The 16,862-nt window shown below is 70.4% G+C and carries 18 protein-coding genes; 16 read left to right on the top strand and 2 right to left on the bottom strand.

Translation table 11 applies throughout. The annotated features are described in order from the left end of the window. The first annotated feature begins 2 nt into the window (after positions 1-2). On the top strand, positions 3-965 hold the full coding sequence (locus ACE7GA_RS07390) for an NAD-dependent epimerase/dehydratase family protein (RefSeq protein WP_376097792.1): 963 nt from the start codon (positions 3-5) through the stop codon (positions 963-965). On the opposite strand, the gene ACE7GA_RS07385 is transcribed toward ACE7GA_RS07390, so the two are convergent. Then, on the bottom strand, positions 938-1,630 hold the full coding sequence (locus ACE7GA_RS07385; RefSeq protein WP_376100149.1) for a LysR substrate-binding domain-containing protein: 693 nt from the start codon (positions 1,628-1,630) through the stop codon (positions 938-940). The two genes, ACE7GA_RS07390 and ACE7GA_RS07385, sit on opposite strands and share 28 nt — an antisense overlap. 50 nt (positions 1,631-1,680) lie before the next feature. After that, positions 1,681-1,860, bottom strand: a complete 180-nt coding sequence (locus ACE7GA_RS07380; protein WP_376097789.1) for a LysR family transcriptional regulator — start codon at positions 1,858-1,860, stop codon at positions 1,681-1,683. Between the two features lie 114 nt (positions 1,861-1,974). Here ACE7GA_RS07380 and ACE7GA_RS07375 point away from each other — a divergent pair, with 114 nt between their 5' ends. The 15 genes from ACE7GA_RS07375 to rpsT all read left to right on the top strand — a co-directional run bounded on the left by ACE7GA_RS07375 (position 1,975) and on the right by rpsT (position 16,760). Further along, the gene (locus ACE7GA_RS07375; RefSeq protein WP_376097786.1) at positions 1,975-3,000 is read left to right on the top strand and encodes an aldo/keto reductase; all 1,026 of its coding nucleotides are present in this window, start codon (positions 1,975-1,977) and stop codon (positions 2,998-3,000) included. 84 nt (positions 3,001-3,084) lie between these two features. Next, the gene (locus ACE7GA_RS07370) at positions 3,085-3,726 is read left to right on the top strand and encodes a hypothetical protein (protein WP_376097783.1); all 642 of its coding nucleotides are present in this window, start codon (positions 3,085-3,087) and stop codon (positions 3,724-3,726) included. A 70-nt stretch (positions 3,727-3,796) separates the two neighbouring features. Continuing rightward, the gene (gene hisD / locus ACE7GA_RS07365; protein WP_376097780.1) at positions 3,797-5,104 is read left to right on the top strand and encodes a histidinol dehydrogenase; all 1,308 of its coding nucleotides are present in this window, start codon (positions 3,797-3,799) and stop codon (positions 5,102-5,104) included. Continuing rightward, entirely contained in the window at positions 5,101-5,877 is a 777-nt protein-coding gene (locus ACE7GA_RS07360; RefSeq protein ID WP_376097777.1) for an SDR family NAD(P)-dependent oxidoreductase, read from the top strand. Before hisD ends, ACE7GA_RS07360 begins: the two co-directional genes overlap by 4 nt. Before the next feature lie 73 nt (positions 5,878-5,950). Continuing rightward, positions 5,951-7,039, top strand: a complete 1,089-nt coding sequence (locus tag ACE7GA_RS07355) for a LacI family DNA-binding transcriptional regulator (protein ID WP_376097774.1) — start codon at positions 5,951-5,953, stop codon at positions 7,037-7,039. After that, positions 7,039-8,019 (top strand): ester cyclase, encoded by a 981-nt coding sequence (locus ACE7GA_RS07350; RefSeq protein ID WP_376097772.1) that lies wholly within the window; start codon positions 7,039-7,041, stop codon positions 8,017-8,019. The genes ACE7GA_RS07355 and ACE7GA_RS07350 overlap by 1 nt, the downstream gene beginning before the upstream one ends. An 85-nt stretch (positions 8,020-8,104) precedes the next feature. Further along, positions 8,105-9,418: an ABC transporter substrate-binding protein gene (locus ACE7GA_RS07345; RefSeq protein WP_376097769.1), complete on the top strand. Its 1,314-nt coding sequence runs from the start codon at positions 8,105-8,107 to the stop codon at positions 9,416-9,418. After that, positions 9,415-10,386, top strand: coding sequence for a carbohydrate ABC transporter permease (locus ACE7GA_RS07340; RefSeq protein ID WP_376097766.1), 972 nt, complete (start codon positions 9,415-9,417; stop codon positions 10,384-10,386). Before ACE7GA_RS07345 ends, ACE7GA_RS07340 begins: the two co-directional genes overlap by 4 nt. After that, a complete protein-coding gene (locus ACE7GA_RS07335; RefSeq protein ID WP_376097763.1) occupies positions 10,383-11,201 on the top strand; it encodes a carbohydrate ABC transporter permease in 819 nt (272 codons plus the stop codon). Before ACE7GA_RS07340 ends, ACE7GA_RS07335 begins: the two co-directional genes overlap by 4 nt. Further along, positions 11,198-12,289, top strand: a complete 1,092-nt coding sequence (locus tag ACE7GA_RS07330; RefSeq protein ID WP_376097760.1) for an ester cyclase — start codon at positions 11,198-11,200, stop codon at positions 12,287-12,289. The genes ACE7GA_RS07335 and ACE7GA_RS07330 overlap by 4 nt, the downstream gene beginning before the upstream one ends. Further along, positions 12,289-13,356 (top strand): ABC transporter ATP-binding protein, encoded by a 1,068-nt coding sequence (locus ACE7GA_RS07325; protein ID WP_376097757.1) that lies wholly within the window; start codon positions 12,289-12,291, stop codon positions 13,354-13,356. The genes ACE7GA_RS07330 and ACE7GA_RS07325 overlap by 1 nt, the downstream gene beginning before the upstream one ends. After that, positions 13,353-14,378, top strand: coding sequence for a cupin domain-containing protein (locus ACE7GA_RS07320; RefSeq protein WP_376097754.1), 1,026 nt, complete (start codon positions 13,353-13,355; stop codon positions 14,376-14,378). The genes ACE7GA_RS07325 and ACE7GA_RS07320 overlap by 4 nt, the downstream gene beginning before the upstream one ends. Continuing rightward, positions 14,375-15,499 carry a cobalamin-independent methionine synthase II family protein gene (locus ACE7GA_RS07315; protein WP_376097751.1) on the top strand — a complete coding sequence of 375 codons (1,125 nt, stop codon included), beginning with the start codon at positions 14,375-14,377 and terminating at the stop codon, positions 15,497-15,499. Before ACE7GA_RS07320 ends, ACE7GA_RS07315 begins: the two co-directional genes overlap by 4 nt. A gap of 69 nt (positions 15,500-15,568) precedes the next feature. Next, complete coding sequence (locus ACE7GA_RS07310) at positions 15,569-16,348, top strand: enoyl-CoA hydratase (RefSeq protein WP_376097748.1); 780 nt, start codon at positions 15,569-15,571, stop codon at positions 16,346-16,348. A 139-nt stretch (positions 16,349-16,487) separates the two neighbouring features. Continuing rightward, positions 16,488-16,760 (top strand): 30S ribosomal protein S20, encoded by a 273-nt coding sequence (rpsT, locus tag ACE7GA_RS07305; protein WP_376097745.1) that lies wholly within the window; start codon positions 16,488-16,490, stop codon positions 16,758-16,760. The last annotated feature ends 102 nt before the right edge of the window (positions 16,761-16,862 follow it).

Here is a 16,862-nt window from a genome sequence, read left to right as displayed (position 1 = left end):
GGGTGCTGGTGACCGGCGCGGCCGGCTTCGTCGGGCTGAACGTCGTCGAGGCGCTGCTGCGCCGGGGCGATGCCGTCACCGCCTTCGGGCTGGAGGAGCTGCCGGAACGCGCGTCGAGCCTCTTCGCGACCCTGCCCGGCACCCTGCGCACGGTCCGGGGCGACGTGCGCGACGCCGGGGCGCTGCGGGAGGCTGCGGCGGGCGCGGAGGGCATCCTGCCCTTTGCGGCCATCACCGCCGGCGCGGAGCGGGAGGCCGCAAACCCGGAATCCGTGCTGGAAGTGAACCTGCTCGGCCTGATCGGGACGCTCCGTGCGGGACAGGCGGCCGGGACGGTGCGGCGCGTGATCCTGCCCTCCTCCTCCGCCGTCTATGGCGAGAGCGCCTATCGCTTGGACGTGCTGGACGAGGTGGAGACGCCCCCGGTGCCCATCACGACCTACGGCGTCACGAAGTACGCGGCGGAGCGGATGGGACTGCGCCTTTGCGGGTTGTGGGGCCTGGACGCCGTCGCCGCCCGCATCGGGCCGGCCTTCGGGCCCTGGGAGCGTGCGACGGGGGCGCGCGACACGCTCTCCCCCTTTTTCGCGCTGGGGGAGGCGGCGCGGGACGGGAAGACCGTCGTGCTGCCGGACGGCAACCTGCCGGCCTATGACTGGATCTATGCCCCCGACCTCGCCGCGGGCCTGCTCGCGCTGCTGGACCATCCCGCGCCGCCGCATCGCGTGGTCAATCTCGGGCCCGGATCGGACCAGTCGGCGCTGCTGTTCGAGGTTGCGGAGGCGCTGGCCGAGCGTCGCCCCGCCTTCCGTCTGTCCCGCGGCGCCGAGCCGACGATCCGGCCGAACGATCCGCGCCGGCGCGGCATCATGGCCGTGGACCGCGCGCGCGACTTCGGGTGGCAGGCGCGCCGCACCGGCCGCGGCGCGGCGAACGCCTATGCGGACTGGCTCGGCGGGGCCTGACGGCCCATCAACCGCGCCACCGCGAAATCGGCGAAGGCGCGCAGCTTCGGCAGCGCCTGCGCGCGGCTGGGGTAGTACAGGAAGAAGCCCGGCGTTTCCGGCACGACCTCGTCCAGCACCGTCTCCAGCAGCCCCGCCTCGATCAGCGGCGCGGCCACCGGCGCGAGGGTATAGGCGAGGCCCAGCCCCTGCACCGTCATCGCGATCATCAGGGAGGCGTCGTTCGTTGCAAGCGTCCCCGGGACCGTCATCTCCCACGCCCGCCCGCCCTCCTCGAACTCCCAGCGGTAGAGCGTGCCGCGGCCCTGGCGGAAGTTGACGCAGTGGTGCGCGCGCAGGTCCTCCGGCCGGCGGGGCCGCCCGTGGCGTGCGAGATAGCCGGGCGAGGCGACGATCGCGCAGGGGAAGGGCGGCGTCAGGCGGCGGGCGACCATGTCGGCTTCCAGCATCTCGCCCAGGCGGATGCCCGCATCGAAGCCGCCTTCCACGATGTTCACCGACCGGTCCTCGACCGTGATCTCGACCTCCACGAGCGGGTAGGCGTTGCGGAAGTCGGCGAGGATCGGTTCGATGATTCCGGGAAGGGCCGCGCGGGGCACGTTCAGGCGCAGGAGGCCGGCGGGCGTGCTGCCGACCTGTCGCGCAGCCTCGAAGGCTTCCGCCAGCCGGGCGACGGCGGGGTGGGCGTGCTCCAGGAAGCGCTGCCCTGCTTCCGTCAGCCCGACGTCGCGGGTCGTGCGGGCGAAGAGGGGGCGCCCAGCCGCGCTTCCAGCGCCTTGATCGTCTGGCTGATCGCCGCGGCCGTGACGCCGAGTTCGGCGGCGGCAGCGGTGAAGGACCGGCGCTCCGCGACGCGGAGGAAGGCCACGATTCCGTCCAGGCCGTTCCGGTGCATTGTTAAATCCTGCTTAACAGCAAATCAGATTTATCCGGCATTATCGTCATAATCCAGCGTGGCTATCTCTGGCCCACCGGTGCGGCACCCCGCCCGCCACGAGGGACCATGACCATGCAGTACGCGACCTTCGGCAACACCGGCCTCGCCGTCTCCCGCCTCGCCTTCGGGGCGATGACCTTCACGGCGGGCAACCAGGACATGGCGGCGGTGTACAAGGTCGGCGCCCTCGACGCCGACCGCCTCGTCGGCCAGGCGCTCGACGCGGGCGTGACCTTCTTCGACACGGCCGACGGCTACGCGAACGGGGAGTCCGAGACGATCCTCGGCAACGCCCTGCGCGGCCGGCGCGACGAGGTGGTGATCGCGACGAAGGTGGGCTTCCGCACGGGGCAGCCGATCACCCAGGCCGGGCTGTCGCGGCGCCACATCCTGTGGTCCGTGGATCAGAGCCTGCGCCGCCTCGGCACGGACTGGATCGACGCCTACATCGTCCACAAGGAGGACCCCTTCACCCCGCTGGAGGAGACGCTGGAGACGCTCGACGCCGTCGTCCGCGCGGGGAAGGTCCGCTACCTCGGCTTCTCGAACTGGTCGGCCTGGAAGGTCGCGGCGGCGATGGAGATCCAGCGGGCCAGGGGCCTGGCGCCCTTCACGCATGGGCAGATGCACTACTCCCTCGTCGGCCGCGACGTGGAGCGGGACGTGATCCCGATGATGGCGCGCTATGGCCTGGGAATGACGGTGTGGAGCCCGCTGGCGAGCGGCTTCCTCTCCGGCAAGTACACGCGGGAGAACCTGACGGACTCCGACAACCGCCTCTCCGGCTTCGACATCATGCCCTTCGACAAGGAGGCCGGCTTCGCCGTGGTGGAGCGGATGCGGGAGATCGCGGCGGGGCACGGCGCAAGCGTGGCGCAGGTCGCCATTGCCTGGCTGCTGGCGAAGCCGGGCGTGACCTCCGTCCTCCTCGGGGCCAGCAAGCCGCACCAGCTGGCCGACAACCTCGGCGCGGCCGAGGTGCGGCTGACCGCGGAGGAGGTCGCGGCGCTCGATGCGATCACGACGCCGCCGGAGGTCTATCCCAACTGGTTCATCGAGCGGCTGGTCGATGCCCGGCACCGGGACGTGCTGGGCTGAGGAGGGAGCCCCCGGGTCCGGATCACCGGAACGCGAGCGGCGGCGCGACCATTCCTGCGGCATGGTCACGCCGAAGGGGGAGCCATGTCGATCAAGACCGAGCCGACCTACACCGAGTACGAGGTCTCCCGCATCCTGCGCGACAGCGAGGGACAGTCCATCCGTCCGACGGACCGCGGCGAGGGACATGCCGAGGCGAATCACGAGCTTGTCGCGCAGGGGAAGAACCGGGCCAGCATCACGTTCGACGGCCTGGAGATGCGCATCATCGGGGATGAGGGCCTGCCGGCTTCGAGCGCGTTCGACGGCTGCCAGGTCGCGGCGATCACCTACGCGCTCAACACGCGCGCCGGCCAGACCGCGCTGGGCTACCTGTGCTGGGACCGCTGCGAATGGGTCTTCGCGCGGATCGGCATCGCGGCGGGCAACTTCCGGATGGTCGGCTACAACGCCCAGGTCACGCGTCCCGCACCGTCGGGCGCGCGCTTCGTGGTGGGCCCGTCGCGGACCGGCCCGGATGGGAGCTGGCGCCCCGCCATCGTGCTGCCCGGGCTTCTCGACCAGACGCCAGGGATCGCCGGCGGAATTGGCATGAAGCTGATGAAAACGGTCGGGAAGGCCCTGCACATCCGGACCGCATTTCCCCTGGCGAACGCCCCGGTGCCGCCCCGGGCGAGGATCCGCTGGGTCGGCGCGGGGGAGCAGGACCAGGACCTGCCGGTGTGACCGCCGGCGGTTGACAAGCCTGCCCGTTCCGCGCCCCCATTGCATACGATTGCAAGTGCGGGAGGAACGGATGGCGCGGCACCTCAAGACCGGCCGGGACGCGGCCGCCGCGGCGGAGGACGACGCCCGCGTCCGCGCCACCGTCGAGGGCATCCTGGCCGATATCGCGGCCCGGGGCGACGCTGCAGTGCGCGACCTGTCGATCCGTTTCGACAAGTGGGACCGCGCGGACTACCGCCTGACCGACGCCGAGATCCGGGACTGCCTGTCCCAGTTGTCGCAGCGCGACCTCGACGACATCCGCTTCGCGCAGGAGCAGGTGCGGAACTTCGCGCAGCACCAGAAGGACGCCCTGCGCGACATCGAGGTGGAGACGCTGCCCGGCGTGGTGCTGGGGCACAAGAACATCCCGGTGAACTCGGTCGGCTGCTACGTGCCGGGGGGCAAGTATCCGCTGCTGGCCTCCGCCCACATGTCGGTCGTCACGGCGAAGGTCGCGGGGTGCAAGCGCATCATCACCTGCGCCCCGCCCTTCGAGGGCCGCGCGGCGCCCGCCATCGTCGCCGCGCAGCACCTGGCCGGTGCGGACGTGATCTACAGCCTCGGCGGCATCCAGGCGGTGGGTGCCATGGCGCTGGGGACGGAGACCATCGAGGCGGTGGACATGCTCGTCGGCCCCGGCAATGCCTTCGTCGCCGAGGCGAAGCGGCAGTTGTACGGGCGCGTCGGCATCGACCTCTTCGCCGGTCCGACCGAGACGCTGGTGATCGCCGATGAGAGCGTGGACGGCGAACTCTGCGCGACCGACCTGCTGGGGCAGGCGGAGCACGGGCCGAACTCGCCGGCCATCCTGCTCACCAATTCGGAGAAGCTGGCGCGCGACACGATGCGGGAGGTGGAGCGGCTGCTGACCATCCTCCCCACCGCCGCCATCGCCCGCAAGGCCTGGGAGGATTACGGCGAGGTCATCGTCTGCGAGGACGAGGCGGAGATGGTGCGGGAAGCCGACCGAATCGCGTCCGAGCACGTGCAGGTCATGACCTGGGACCCCGACTATTTCCTGGCCAACATGACGAACTACGGCGCGCTGTTCCTCGGGCCGCGGACCAACGTCTCCTACGGCGACAAGGTGATCGGCACGAACCACACGCTGCCGACGAGGAAGGCGGCGCGCTACACGGGCGGGCTCTGGGTCGGCAAGTTCATGAAGACCTGCACCTACCAGCGCGTGCTGACGGACGAAGCCAGTGCGATGGTCGGGGAATACTGTTCGCGCCTTTGCATGCTCGAGGGCTTCGCGGGGCATGCGGAGCAGGCGAACATCCGGGTACGCCGCTACGGCGGGCGGAACATTCCCTACGCGACGGCGGCGGAGTGAGCGCGGCCGTCGAGCTGCCGGCGGCACCGACCTTCCGGCTGGACGGCAAGCGCGCGATCGTCACGGGCGCGGGGCGGGGGATCGGGCTGGCCGCTGCGGCCGCGCTGGCATCCGCCGGGGCCGCCATCACGCTCGTCGCGCGCACGGCGGCGGAGATCGAGGCGGCCGCCGGCGCGATCCGCGCGCAAGGCGGGCTGGCCGATGCGCTGACGGTGGACGTGACGGACACCGCCGCCTTCGCCCGCGCCGTCGCGGAGCACGGGCCTTTCGACGTCCTGGTGAACAATGCGGGCACCGCGCGCCACGCGCACGTTCTCGACGTGACGGAAGCCGACTACGACCTCGTCACCGACCTGAACGTCCGCGCGGCCTTCTTCGCGATGCAGGCGGTCGCGCGGGGGATGCGCGACGCGGGGCGGGGCGGGTCCATCATCAACGTGTCCTCGCAGATGGGGCATGTGGGAGGGCCGCGCCGCAGCGTCTATTGCGCGACGAAATGGGCGATGGAGGGCTTCACCAAGGCCGCGGCGATCGAACTCGCGCCGCTCGGCATCCGGGTGAACACGCTTTGCCCGACCTTCATCGAGACGCCGATGACGCGGCCCGGCCTGGCCGACCCGGCGACGCGGGACTGGATCCTGTCGAACATCCGGCTGGGGCGCGTGGGGCAGCCGGAGGACCTGACGGGGGCGGTGGTGTTCCTGGCGTCGGACGCATCGTCGCTGATGACGGGGGCGGCGCTGGTGGTGGATGGCGGATGGACCGCGGCGTGAGGAAGGCCTTGGGGGGGTGCGTTCACCCTCCGGCTGCCGGTCCGGGAGGCAGGGCCTCCCGGGGCTGCCGGTCATGACCCGCCCCATCGCCAACGCCCGCGACGTCGCCCGCGTCGCCGGCGTCTCGCAATCCGCCGTCTCCCGCGCCTTCACGCCCGGCGCCAGCGTCGCCTCCGCCACGCGGGAGAAGGTACTGGAGGCCGCGCGGAGCCTCGGCTACCGGCCGAACATGATCGCGCGGTCGCTGATCACGCGGCGGTCGCGGATTGTGGGCGTGGCGGTGGGCAACCTGCGCAACGGGTTCTACCCCGCGGTGCTGGAGGCGCTGTCGGACCGGCTGCAGGCGATGGGGTATCACGTGCTGCTCTTCACGGCCCCGGCGCAGGGTGACGTGGACCCGGGGCTGCAGGAGGTGATGCGGTATCAGGTGGATGCGCTGGTGCTGCTCTCCGCCACGCTGTCGTCGCGGCTGGCGGCGGAGTGCCGCGCCAGCGGGATCCCCGTGGTGCTGGTCAACCGTGTCGTGACGGATGATGGGGTCGAGAGCGTCGCGGGCGAGAACCGTGCCGGCGCGGCGCGGATCGCGCGGTTCCTCCTGGCGGGCGGGCACCGGCGCTTCGCCTATGTCGCGGGGCTGTCGGATTCCTCCACCAACCGTGACCGCGAGGCCGGGTTCCGGGAAGAACTGCGCACCGCGCGCCTGCCCGATCCGATCCGCCTGGCCGGCGACTACGATGCGCACCGCGCGGGTGCGGCGGCCGAGGCGATGTTCGCGCGGGGGGAACGGGTGGACGCGGTCTTCTGCGCCTCCGACCACATGGCGCTGGCGGTGATGGACGCGGCGCGGCGACGCGGGCTGCGGGTGCCGGGGGATGTGTCGGTCGTCGGGTTCGACGATGCGGCGCCGGCGTCCCTCGGCGCCTATGACCTGACGACCTATTCCCAGCCGATCGGGGCGATGGTCGAGGAGGCCGTGCGCCTGCTTGCGACGCGGCTGGATCCCCAGGGCTTGTCGCCGCGCCGTGCGGGAACGCCGTCCCCCGGGCATGTGGCCCGGCACGTCGTCGTACCGGGCGAGCTGATCGTCCGCGGCTCGGCCCGCCCGCCCCCGACGGGGCTCGTGACGGTGGACGGACGGACAGTGTGGAGGGACGACCGCTGATGGCGATGGACGGCTTCGATCCGGAGTTCCGCGACCTTCCGGACTACATCATCAAGATCACCGAGCGGATCTGGGAAGGCCGCGGCATCGGGCTGATCCGGGACTGGTATTCCGAAGACTGCCTCGTCCACACCGCGAACGGGGAGATGCACGGGGCCGAGGCGATGGTGGCGGGAACGCTGGCGACGCTGCACGCCTTCCCCGAACGGCGCCTGCTGCCGGAGGACATCATCTGGTCCGGCGACGCAGGGCGGGGCTTCCTGTCCTCCCACCGCGTCTCCGCGCCCTCCGTGCACCTGGGCGAGGGGATCTACGGCCCGCCGACGGGGCGCGCGATCCACTTCTACGCCGTCGCCGATTGCGTCTGTATCGGCAACCGGATCGTCGAGGAATGGCTCGTCCGCGACGAGGCGGGGATCGCAATCCAGCTCGGCCTCGATCCCGTGGAACATGCGCGTCGCCAGGCACGGGCGGACATGGAGGCGGGGAAGGGTCCCTGGCAGGCCGGGCTGGCCCGGTCCCTGCGCGACGAATCCTTCGAGCCGCATGAGCAGCAGGACCACCCGGCCGCGGTGATGGTGCGGGACGCCCTGGCGCGGATGTGGCGGTCGGATCTGCACGTCATCCGCGACGCCTACCACCCGGCCTGCGTCGTGCGCGCGACGGGGAACCGCCTGCTGCACGGCCACGCGCGGCTGGACCGGTGGTTCATCGGCTGGCTGTCATCCTTCCCCGACGCGCGCTTCGTCGTGGACCATTCGATGGCAATGGAGGAGCCCGGGCGGCCCGTCCGCGTTTCCACGCGCTGGTGGCTGACGGGCACGCATGCGGGCCACGGCGCCTTCGGCCCGCCGAGCGGGGCCACGGTGGTCGCGCTGGGCGTCACGCATGCGGAGGTCGTGGACGGGCTGATCCGCAACGAATGGATCGTGACGGACGAGGTCGCGGTACGGCGGCAGATCGCGATGCATCAGGGCTGACGCTCGCGGCCCGGTGAGCCGCGAACCCCGTTGCATACGCTTGCAAGGACTGCGTAGCATGCCCGGAACGAGGGAGGAGGCGAGGATGATCCTGGATCGGCGGGGACTGATCGGACTCGGTGCTGCGGGGATGCTGACGCGGCCGGCGGTGGCGCAGTTGCGGTCCGGGAAACCCTTCGACGGGCAGGCGATCAACGTCCTCCTCCCCGTCGCGTCGCAGTTCCGGGCGCATGAGAAGCGGCTGCCGGACTTCGAGCGGCAGACGGGAATCAAGGCCAGCTACACCTACGTCCCCTACGGCCAGCTGCGCGACAAGATCACGACGGAAGCCGTGGCGGGCGGCCGGGCGTTCGACGTCGTGTGCTACCAGGATTCCTGGGGCTCCTCCCTCGCCGTGCACCTGGCGTCGTTGGACGATCTGCTGCAGCGCGACGGCGTGGACATGAACCGCTACCCCCAGGCCTACAAGCTGGGCAGCATGGTCGAGGGCAAGACCTACGGCCTGCCGCTCCGAGGCCATCCGCAGATGCTGTTCTACCGCAAGGATTTGCTGGAAGGCGCGGGCGTGCAGCCGCCGATGACCTGGGAGGACGTGGTGACGGCGTCCCGGGCCGTGCAGCAGCGGAATGACGGCGTTTCCGGCATCGCCATGATGTACGGCAAGGGGAACGGGCAGCAGAACCTGTTCCTGTGGCTCAACCACCTCTGGGGCCGCGGCGGTGACGTCCTCACGGCCGACGAGCGCGGCGCACGCTTCAACGACGAGGTCGGCGTGCAGGCAACGCAGCAATACCTGGACTACCTGCTGCGCCACCGCGTCGCGGCGCCCGGTTCGGTGCAGTTCGTGGAGGGCGATGCGGTGAACTCCGTCGCCCAGGGCAATTCGGCGATGGTCGCGGTTTGGTGGTGGGTCTATTCGGTGCTGACCGGCCCGCAGTCCCGCCTGCGGCCGGAACAGGTGGGCTTCGCGCCGGTGCCGCAGATCGCGGGCGGGCGGCCCGTGTCCTACGCCATCTCCCTCCCTCTCGCGATCTCCAACGGGTCCACGAAGAAGGATGCGGCCTGGGAGTTCATGAAGTGGGTCTGCGCGCCGGAGATCGAGGTCGCCGTTGCGACCGACAAGTCCGACCCGAACACCGCGGACATCGTGGTCACCCAGACCGCCTCCTTCACCAATGAGGCCGTGAACTCGGCCAATGGCGGCCTGCACCGCGTCGCCGCGCGGTCGCTGGAAGGCAGCCGCATCATGCCGCAGACCCGCGACTGGCCGCAGGTCGCGACGGTGCTGGAGAACACGCTTTCCGAACTCGCCACGGGTCGCGGGCAGGTCAAGGCGTCGCTCGACAACGCGGCGCGGGAGACCGACCGCATCCTGCGCCGGACGAGCAGCCGACGGTGAGCGGGCCCGCCGCCACCCCAAGAACCTTTGGGGATGGGCAGCGCGTCGCAGCACCGGTCGCGCCGGTGCGCGGCGGCCTGCGGCGCGGCGGGATCGCGGACCGGCACCTCCGCTGGTTCCTGATCCTGCCGGCCTTCGCGGTCCTGGCGGGGACGTTGTTCTACCCGCTGGCCTATGCGCTCTACCTCTCGGTGATGGAATGGGACCTGTCCCGCGCCGCTTCGCCGGGACCCTATGTGGGACTGGAGAACTACGCGCGCGCGCTGACGGACGACCCGGAGGTCTGGTCCTCCCTCGGCGTCACCGCGACCTTCACCGGCCTGTCGGTGGTCTTCACCCTGACCCTCGCGATGCTGCTGGCCCTGCTGCTGGCGGGGCCGGACCGGCTGCGGGTTTCGGCCCGGACGCTGCTGGTCATTCCCTTCGCCATGTCGCCGGCCCTCGTCGGCGTATCCTGGCGTTTCCTGCTCAACCCGGAATTCGGCGCGGCCTCCGCCGCCATCGGCGCGGCGGTTCCGCCCTTGCGCGGAGCGGCGCTGCTGGCCGACCCGAACCTGGCCATGGCCGCCCTGGTGCTGACGGATGTCTGGCACTGGGCGCCCTACTTCATGCTCATGTTCATCGGCGCCCTGGCGTCGCTCCCGCAGGAGACGGTGGAGGCCGCGCAGGTGGATGGCGCGGGGCGGGTGCGGACCTTCTTCGAAGTGGTGCTGCCGCAGATGCGGTCCGTCATCGTCGTCGCGGTGCTGCTGAAGACGATCTTCTCGCTGAAGGTGCTGGATCAGGTGGTCACCCTGACCGCCGGCGGGCCCGGGAACGCGACGGAGACGCTTGCGCACCTCGTGTACCAGACCGGCTTCCGCTGGTTCGACCTCGGCTACGCCGCAGCGATGGCCTACCTCCTCGCGGCCCTCATGGCCGTCTTCGCCGCGCTTTATTTCCGCCTCGTCCGGGAGGATGGGCGTTGAGGCCGGGTCCGATCGAGCGCTGGCTGAAGGTCGCCGCGATCGTCGCGGTCCTCGTCCTCTTCATGGCGCCGATCCTGTGGATCGCAGCCACCGCCTTCAAGTCGCCGCGGGACGTCTATGCGCTGCGGCTGTTCTTCACGCCGACGACGGAGAACTTCGTGGCCTCCGTGGGCGCGCCCTACTTCCTCGGCAACCGGACGATGAACAGCGTCATCGTCACGCTTCTGACGCTGGTGCTGTCCCTGCCGATCGCGACGCTGGCGGCCTACGCCTTCTCCCGCTTCCGGCTGCCCGGGGGGCGGGTCTGGCCGCTGGGTGTATTGGCGACACAGTTCGTGCCGCCGGTGATCATCATCATCCCGCTCTTCATCGCCTTCCGCACGGTGGGGCTGCTGGACACGCGGATCGCGCTGGTGATCGCGAACATGTCCTTCGTCGTCCCCTACGCGATCTGGATGATCAAGGGGTTCATCGACGCGATCCCGATGGACATGGAGGAAGCGGCGATGACCGACGGCGCCTCCCGCTTGCGGGTGCTCTGGGACGTGGTCGTGCCGATGGCGCTGCCGGGGATTGCGACGGCGGCGATCTTTTGCTTCGTCGTGTCCTGGAACGAGTTCTTCTACGCCCTTGTCCTGTCCCGCAACGAAGCGGTGACGCTGCAGGTCGGCCTGATGTCCGCGCGGACCGAGCGCGGCGACGCCTGGGAGATCATGGCCGCCATGGGCCTGACGATCATGCTGCCGATGCTTGTCCTGTCCGGCTACGTGCAGCGCTACTTCGTGAAGGGCCTGAACACGGGGGCGGTGCGGTGACGCCGGCGGAGCTCGGCCTGCCGGAACGGGCCCAGGCCACCCGCGTCCGGCACGTGGCGGTCGAGGACCTGATCGCCGAGCGCCCTGACACCGGTTTTTCGTGGAGCGGCTTTCAACCCGGTCACGCCGACATCGTGGACTGGATCTTCAAGATCACCCACCGGATCTGGGCCGAACGCGCGGTGGGCTACATCTACGACACCTACGATCACGCCTGCCCCGTCTATGCCGGCGCCGACTTCTCCCGCGGGGCGGAGGAGGTGGTCGTGGGGACGCTGGCGACCCTCGCCGCCTTCGACCGCGACAGCCGCTTCCTGAACGTCGCATGGAGCGAGGATGCGGACGGCTTCTACACCTCCCATCTCGGCGTCTCGGCGGTCACGCATATCGGGCCGAATGCCTGGGGCCCCGCGACGGGCCGCCGCGCGCGGTTCCTGACCTGCGCCGATTGCGTCTCCCGCGACGGCCGTATCCACACGGAATGGCTGATCCGCGACAACGGCGCCCTCGTCGCCGGCCTGGGCTTCGACATGTTCGAAGTGGCGGAACGCATGGCCCGCGCCGATGCGGCTTCGGGCCGCACGCCCTGGTATGTGGGCCTGCCCCGCCGCGCCCCGGGACAGGCGCAGCCGGGACCGCTGGACCGGCCGGAGGGGCCGGGGATCGAGGACCGGCTCGCCCACCTGCTGCACGACGTCCTCAACCGCCGGCGGATCGACGCACTCCCGCGCCTCTACGCGCCAAACGTGCACGTCCACATGGCCGGCGGGCGGGAGATCATGGGGCGGCAGGCGCTCGGCGATTTCTGGATCTCCTTCCTCGCGGCCTTCCCGGACGCGGTGCATTCCCTCGATCATTTCTGCTGGTCCGAGGAGACGGACGGCATCATCCTCGCCGCGCGCTGGGGCATCCGCGCGCATCACCGGGGCTATGGCCCCTGGGGACCGCCGACGGGCAAGCCGGTCTACGTCCTCGGCATGTCGCATTTCCGTATCGACGAGTCGGGCCTGATCGTCGAGGAGTGGACGCTCTTCGACGAGCTCGCGATCCTGCGCCAGATCCATCGGCCTTCTGGGGCCCCGTCCTGATGGCCACGATCTCCCTCCGTGACCTGACGAAGCGCTGGGGCGACTTCGTGGCGCTGAAGCCGCAGAGCCTGGAGGTCGCGGACGGCGAGTTCATCGTCCTCCTCGGTCCTTCCGGCTGCGGCAAGACGACGACGATGCGGATGATCGCGGGGCTCGAGGAACCCTCGGGCGGGGACATCCTTATCGGCGGCCGGCGTGTGAACGACGATCCGCCGAAGGACCGGGACGTCGCGATGGTGTTCCAGAACTACGGTCTCTACCCCCACATGACGGTGGCCGAGAACATCGGCTACCCCCTGAAGGTCCGGGGCCTCGGGCGGACGGAGCGGGAGAAGCGGGTCAAGGCCGCGGCCGACACCGTCGAGCTGGGCCCCCTGCTGGCCCGCCGGCCCCGCGAACTCTCCGGCGGCCAGCGGCAGCGCGTGGCGCTCGCCCGCGCCATCGTCCGCACGCCCCAGGCCTTCCTGATGGATGAGCCGCTGTCGAACCTCGACGCGCGCCTGCGCGTCACGATGCGGGCGGAGATTAAGCACCTGCAGCAGACGCTCGGCGTCACGACGATCTACGTCACGCACGACCAGATCGAGGCGATGACGCTTGCACACCGGGTGGCAGTGATGAGCGCCGGCGAAATCCGTCAGCTCGGCACGCCCGAAGACATCTACGACCACCCCGCCGACCTTTTCGTCGCGGGCTTCATCGGCTCCCCGCCCATGAACCTCATCCCCGGCACGGTCGAGGGCGGCGCCTTCCGCCTGCCCGGCGCCGCCATCGCGCTGGATGCGGCGCCGGGTACTGTCGTGCTGGGCGTGCGACCTGAGGACACGGCCGTCACCGCCCCCGGCGCGGGCGACCTGGACGGCGAAATCTATGCGACGGAGATGACCGGCGAATCCGTCCTCGTCACCGCCACCATCCCCGGCGGCACGCGCGTCATCGCCCGCACCGCCCGCGGCTTCCGCCACCCGCCGGGAACCCCCGTCGGGCTACGACTGGACCGTGCCCGCCTGCATCTGTTCGACAAGGAGAGCGGCAAGCGCCTCGCCGCCGAGAGAGTGACCGCATGAGCATCACGTCCCGCTTGGTCCGCTACGCCGACCTGATCCCCTGCAAGAACGCCTTCGTGGACACGCGCACGCCCGGTTCGGACGCGAAGGAGAATTTCTCGCTGATCGGCCCCGGCGTTTCGGAGAACCCGAACCAGCACGTCCATATCCCCGAGCCGCACGGTTTCAACATCGGCGCCGCGCGCCAGCCCGGCGGCTGCCTCAACTCCCAGCACAGCCACGAGACGGCGGAGGTCTTCGTCGTCCATTCCGGCCACTGGGCCATCACGTTCGGCGCGGAAGCCGGGGCGGATGGCGAGGTCGAGGTCGCGCCGGGCGACGTCTATTCCGTGCCGACGCAGATGTTCCGCGGCTTCCGCAAACTGGATGAGGGGGTCGGCTTCCTCTGGGTCGCGCTCGGGCGGGACGATCCGGGCAGGGTGCAATGGGCGCCGAAGGTTTTCGACCTTGCGCGGCAATACGGCCTCGTGCTGCTGAAGGGCGGGCGCCTGGTGGACACGACGGTCGGCGAGACCGTCCCGCCCGGCGCGGAACTCGAAGAAGCGCCGAACGCGGAACTGGTCCGCCGCCTCGCCACGCCGTCCGCGGACAAGCTGGCCTCCTGCGCCGTGCGCCTCGCGGACATGCGGGGCAACCCGCGCTCGCCCCTCGCCGGCCCGGGCGTGGAGGAATGCCCGGTCATCACCCCGGCCGAGACGCGCGACGGCTTCGCCCCCGGCCCCATCACCGGCTGGTGGCCGCACGGCTTCAACCTGCGCCTGCTGCGGGTGGAGACGGGCGCCCGCATCCCGCCGCATGTCCGGGACGAGGAGGAGGTGATCTTCGTCCACCGCGGCACGCTGGAGGTCACCGTGGACGGCGAGGCGGTCGACATGGCCGCCGGCGACACCTTCACGACGCCCAAGGGCGCCACGCGGTCCTTCCGCGCCCTCTCCTCCGACGGCGTGCTGGCCTACGTCGTCCGTGGCGGCGACCAGGCGGGCGCCGTGCGCTTCGTCGGGCAGCGGGCTGCCGCGGAATGATCCGCACGACGCATGTCGGGTCCCTGCCCCGGAGCGCCGCCGTCGCCGACCGGCTCTTCGCGCGGGAGAAGGGCATCGCCCTGGACGACGCCGACTACCACCGCGTGATGGAGGAGGCGACGCGCGCCGTCCTGCGCCGTCAGATGTCGGTCGGCGTGGACATCCCCTCGGACGGCGAGACGTCGAAGATTTCCTACGCCACGTACATCAAGGACCGGCTGACGGGGTTCGAGGGCGACAGCCCGCGACGGCCGCCGGCCGACCTGACGGATTACCCGTCCTTCATGGAGCGCCTGGCGAAGGCTGGCGGCACGCCGACCTACCGCCGCCCCCGCTGCACCGGCCCTATCGCGGTGAAGGACACCGCGCCGATGGAACGCGATATCGCGACGATGCGGGACGCGATGGCGGAGGCCGGCTACCATGACGGCTTCCTGAATTCCGCTTCACCCGGCGTCATCGCGCTGTTCCAGGTGTCGGACTACCACGCGACGCTGGACGACTACCTCGCCGACATCGGTGAGGCGATGCGGGTGGAATACGAGGGCATCGTCAACGCCGGCCTGATCCTGCAGATCGACGCGCCCGACCTCGGCCTCGGCCGCCACATGATGTACCGCGAGCTGTCCGAGGACGAGTTCCTCCGCCGCGCGGCGGTGCACGTGGAGGTCCTGAACCACGCCCTGCGCAACGTCCCCGGCGACCGCGTGCGGATGCATATCTGCTGGGGCAACTACGAAGGCCCCCACACCCACGACATTCCGCTGGAACGGGTCCTGCCCGTCCTGCTGCGCGCCAAGCCGCGCGCCCTGCTGTTCGAGGCGGCGAACCCCCGGCACGCCCATGAATGGGAAGCCTGGACGCGGGTGGCGATCCCCGACGACTACGTCCTGATCCCCGGCTGCCTCGATTCCACGACCAACTTCGTGGAGCATCCCGAACTCGTCGCCCAGCGGGTCGAGCGCTTCGCCACGGTCGTTGGACGGGACAGGGTCATCGCCGGGACCGATTGCGGCTTCTCCACCTTCGCGGGCTTCGGGGCGGTGGACCCCGAGATCGCCTGGGCCAAGCTCGCCTCCCTCGCCGAAGGCGTCCGGATCGCCAACGCCCGGCTTCGCTGATCTCCCGGCCCGTTGACCCAACCCCGGCTTCGGGGGAAGGAAACGCCCGCGATACGGGGGGATGCCGACATGGCCGAATACGAGATGATCAAGGTCGAAACGCGCGGGAAGGTCGGGCTCATCACCCTCAACCGCCCCTCCGCCCTTAACGCCCTCTGCGACCAGCTGATGACCGAGGTCGGGCAGGCCCTTCGCGCCTACGATGCGGACGACGCGGTCGGCGCCATCGTCCTGACGGGCTCCGAAAAGGCCTTCGCCGCGGGTGCCGACATCAAGGAGATGAAGGACCGCTCCTACCCCGCCATCCACTTCGAGGACTTCATCGGCAACCGTTGGGAGACGGTCCTGACGATCAAGAAGCCGGTCATCGCGGCCGTCGCGGGCTTCGCCCTGGGCGGCGGCTGCGAGCTGGCGATGATGTGCGACATCATCCTCGCGGCCGACAACGCGAAGTTCGGCCAGCCCGAGATCAAGCTCGGCGTCATGCCGGGCGCCGGCGGCACGCAGCGCCTGATCCGCGCGGTCGGCAAGTCCAAGGCGATGGACCTCATCCTCACGGGCCGCATGATGGACGCGGCGGAGGCGGAACGGTCCAACCTCGTCACCCGCATCGTCCCCGTCGCCGATCTGGTGGACGAGGCGGTGAAGATGGCCGAGGCGATCGCCGCCTTCTCCCTCCCCTCCGTCGTACTCTCGAAGGAGGCGGTGAACGCGGCCTACGAGATGACGCTGCGGGAGGGCGTGCGGTTCGAGCGGCGGCTGTTCCACTCGCTCTTTGCGACGGAAGACCAGAAGGAGGGCATGTCCGCCTTCGCCGAAAAGCGGAAGCCGACTTTCAGGAACGCCTGACGTGTCCCCGCTGCAACCGCCCTTTCGTTGACTCCCCCATTTGTTGACTCTGGGGGGGGCGGTGGATAGAACCCCGCCCTTTCCGGCGGCCTGCGACGGGCCACCTTCTCTCCATCTCCACGACTGGTACATCCGGCCCATGGCGAACACCGCGTCCGCGCGCAAGCGCATCCGTCAGAACGAGAAGCGCGTCGAGCGCAACCGCGCCCGCCGCTCTCGCGTCCGCACCTTCCTCCGCAAGGTGGAGGAGGCGATCACCGGCGGCGACAAGACCCAGGCGCAGGAAGCCTTCCGCCTGGCGCAGCCCGAGCTGCAGCGTGCGGCCGACAAGGGCGTGATGCACGACAATACCGTGGCCCGGAAGCTCTCGCGGCTCTCCGCCCGGATCAAGGGCATCGGCGCCTCCGCCTAACGGCGGCAAGTCCTCGCCGGGCTTTTTGAAGTAAAGTTCCCATCAGTACTTGCGTCGGCGCGCTGCGGTCTTTCATGACCGCTGCGCGGCGATTTTGCGCGT

The sequence above is a fragment of the Roseomonas sp. CCTCC AB2023176 genome (assembly GCF_042259275.1).
Lineage (GTDB): Bacteria > Pseudomonadota > Alphaproteobacteria > Acetobacterales > Acetobacteraceae > Roseomonas.
This window is presented reverse-complemented; position numbering and strand designations above follow the sequence as displayed.

Coding starts and splice junctions, on each gene's coding strand:
- ACE7GA_RS07325 (WP_376097757.1), top strand. CDS start 12,289: ATGGCCACGATCTCCCTCCGTGACCTGACGAAGCGCTGGGGCGACTTC.
- rpsT (WP_376097745.1), top strand. CDS start 16,488: ATGGCGAACACCGCGTCCGCGCGCAAGCGCATCCGTCAGAACGAGAAG.
- ACE7GA_RS07345 (WP_376097769.1), top strand. CDS start 8,105: ATGATCCTGGATCGGCGGGGACTGATCGGACTCGGTGCTGCGGGGATG.
- ACE7GA_RS07310 (WP_376097748.1), top strand. CDS start 15,569: ATGGCCGAATACGAGATGATCAAGGTCGAAACGCGCGGGAAGGTCGGG.
- hisD (WP_376097780.1), top strand. CDS start 3,797: ATGGCGCGGCACCTCAAGACCGGCCGGGACGCGGCCGCCGCGGCGGAG.
- ACE7GA_RS07320 (WP_376097754.1), top strand. CDS start 13,353: ATGAGCATCACGTCCCGCTTGGTCCGCTACGCCGACCTGATCCCCTGC.
- ACE7GA_RS07375 (WP_376097786.1), top strand. CDS start 1,975: ATGCAGTACGCGACCTTCGGCAACACCGGCCTCGCCGTCTCCCGCCTC.
- ACE7GA_RS07315 (WP_376097751.1), top strand. CDS start 14,375: ATGATCCGCACGACGCATGTCGGGTCCCTGCCCCGGAGCGCCGCCGTC.
- ACE7GA_RS07355 (WP_376097774.1), top strand. CDS start 5,951: ATGACCCGCCCCATCGCCAACGCCCGCGACGTCGCCCGCGTCGCCGGC.
- ACE7GA_RS07370 (WP_376097783.1), top strand. CDS start 3,085: ATGTCGATCAAGACCGAGCCGACCTACACCGAGTACGAGGTCTCCCGC.
- ACE7GA_RS07350 (WP_376097772.1), top strand. CDS start 7,039: ATGGCGATGGACGGCTTCGATCCGGAGTTCCGCGACCTTCCGGACTAC.
- ACE7GA_RS07380 (WP_376097789.1), bottom strand. CDS start 1,860: ATGCACCGGAACGGCCTGGACGGAATCGTGGCCTTCCTCCGCGTCGCG.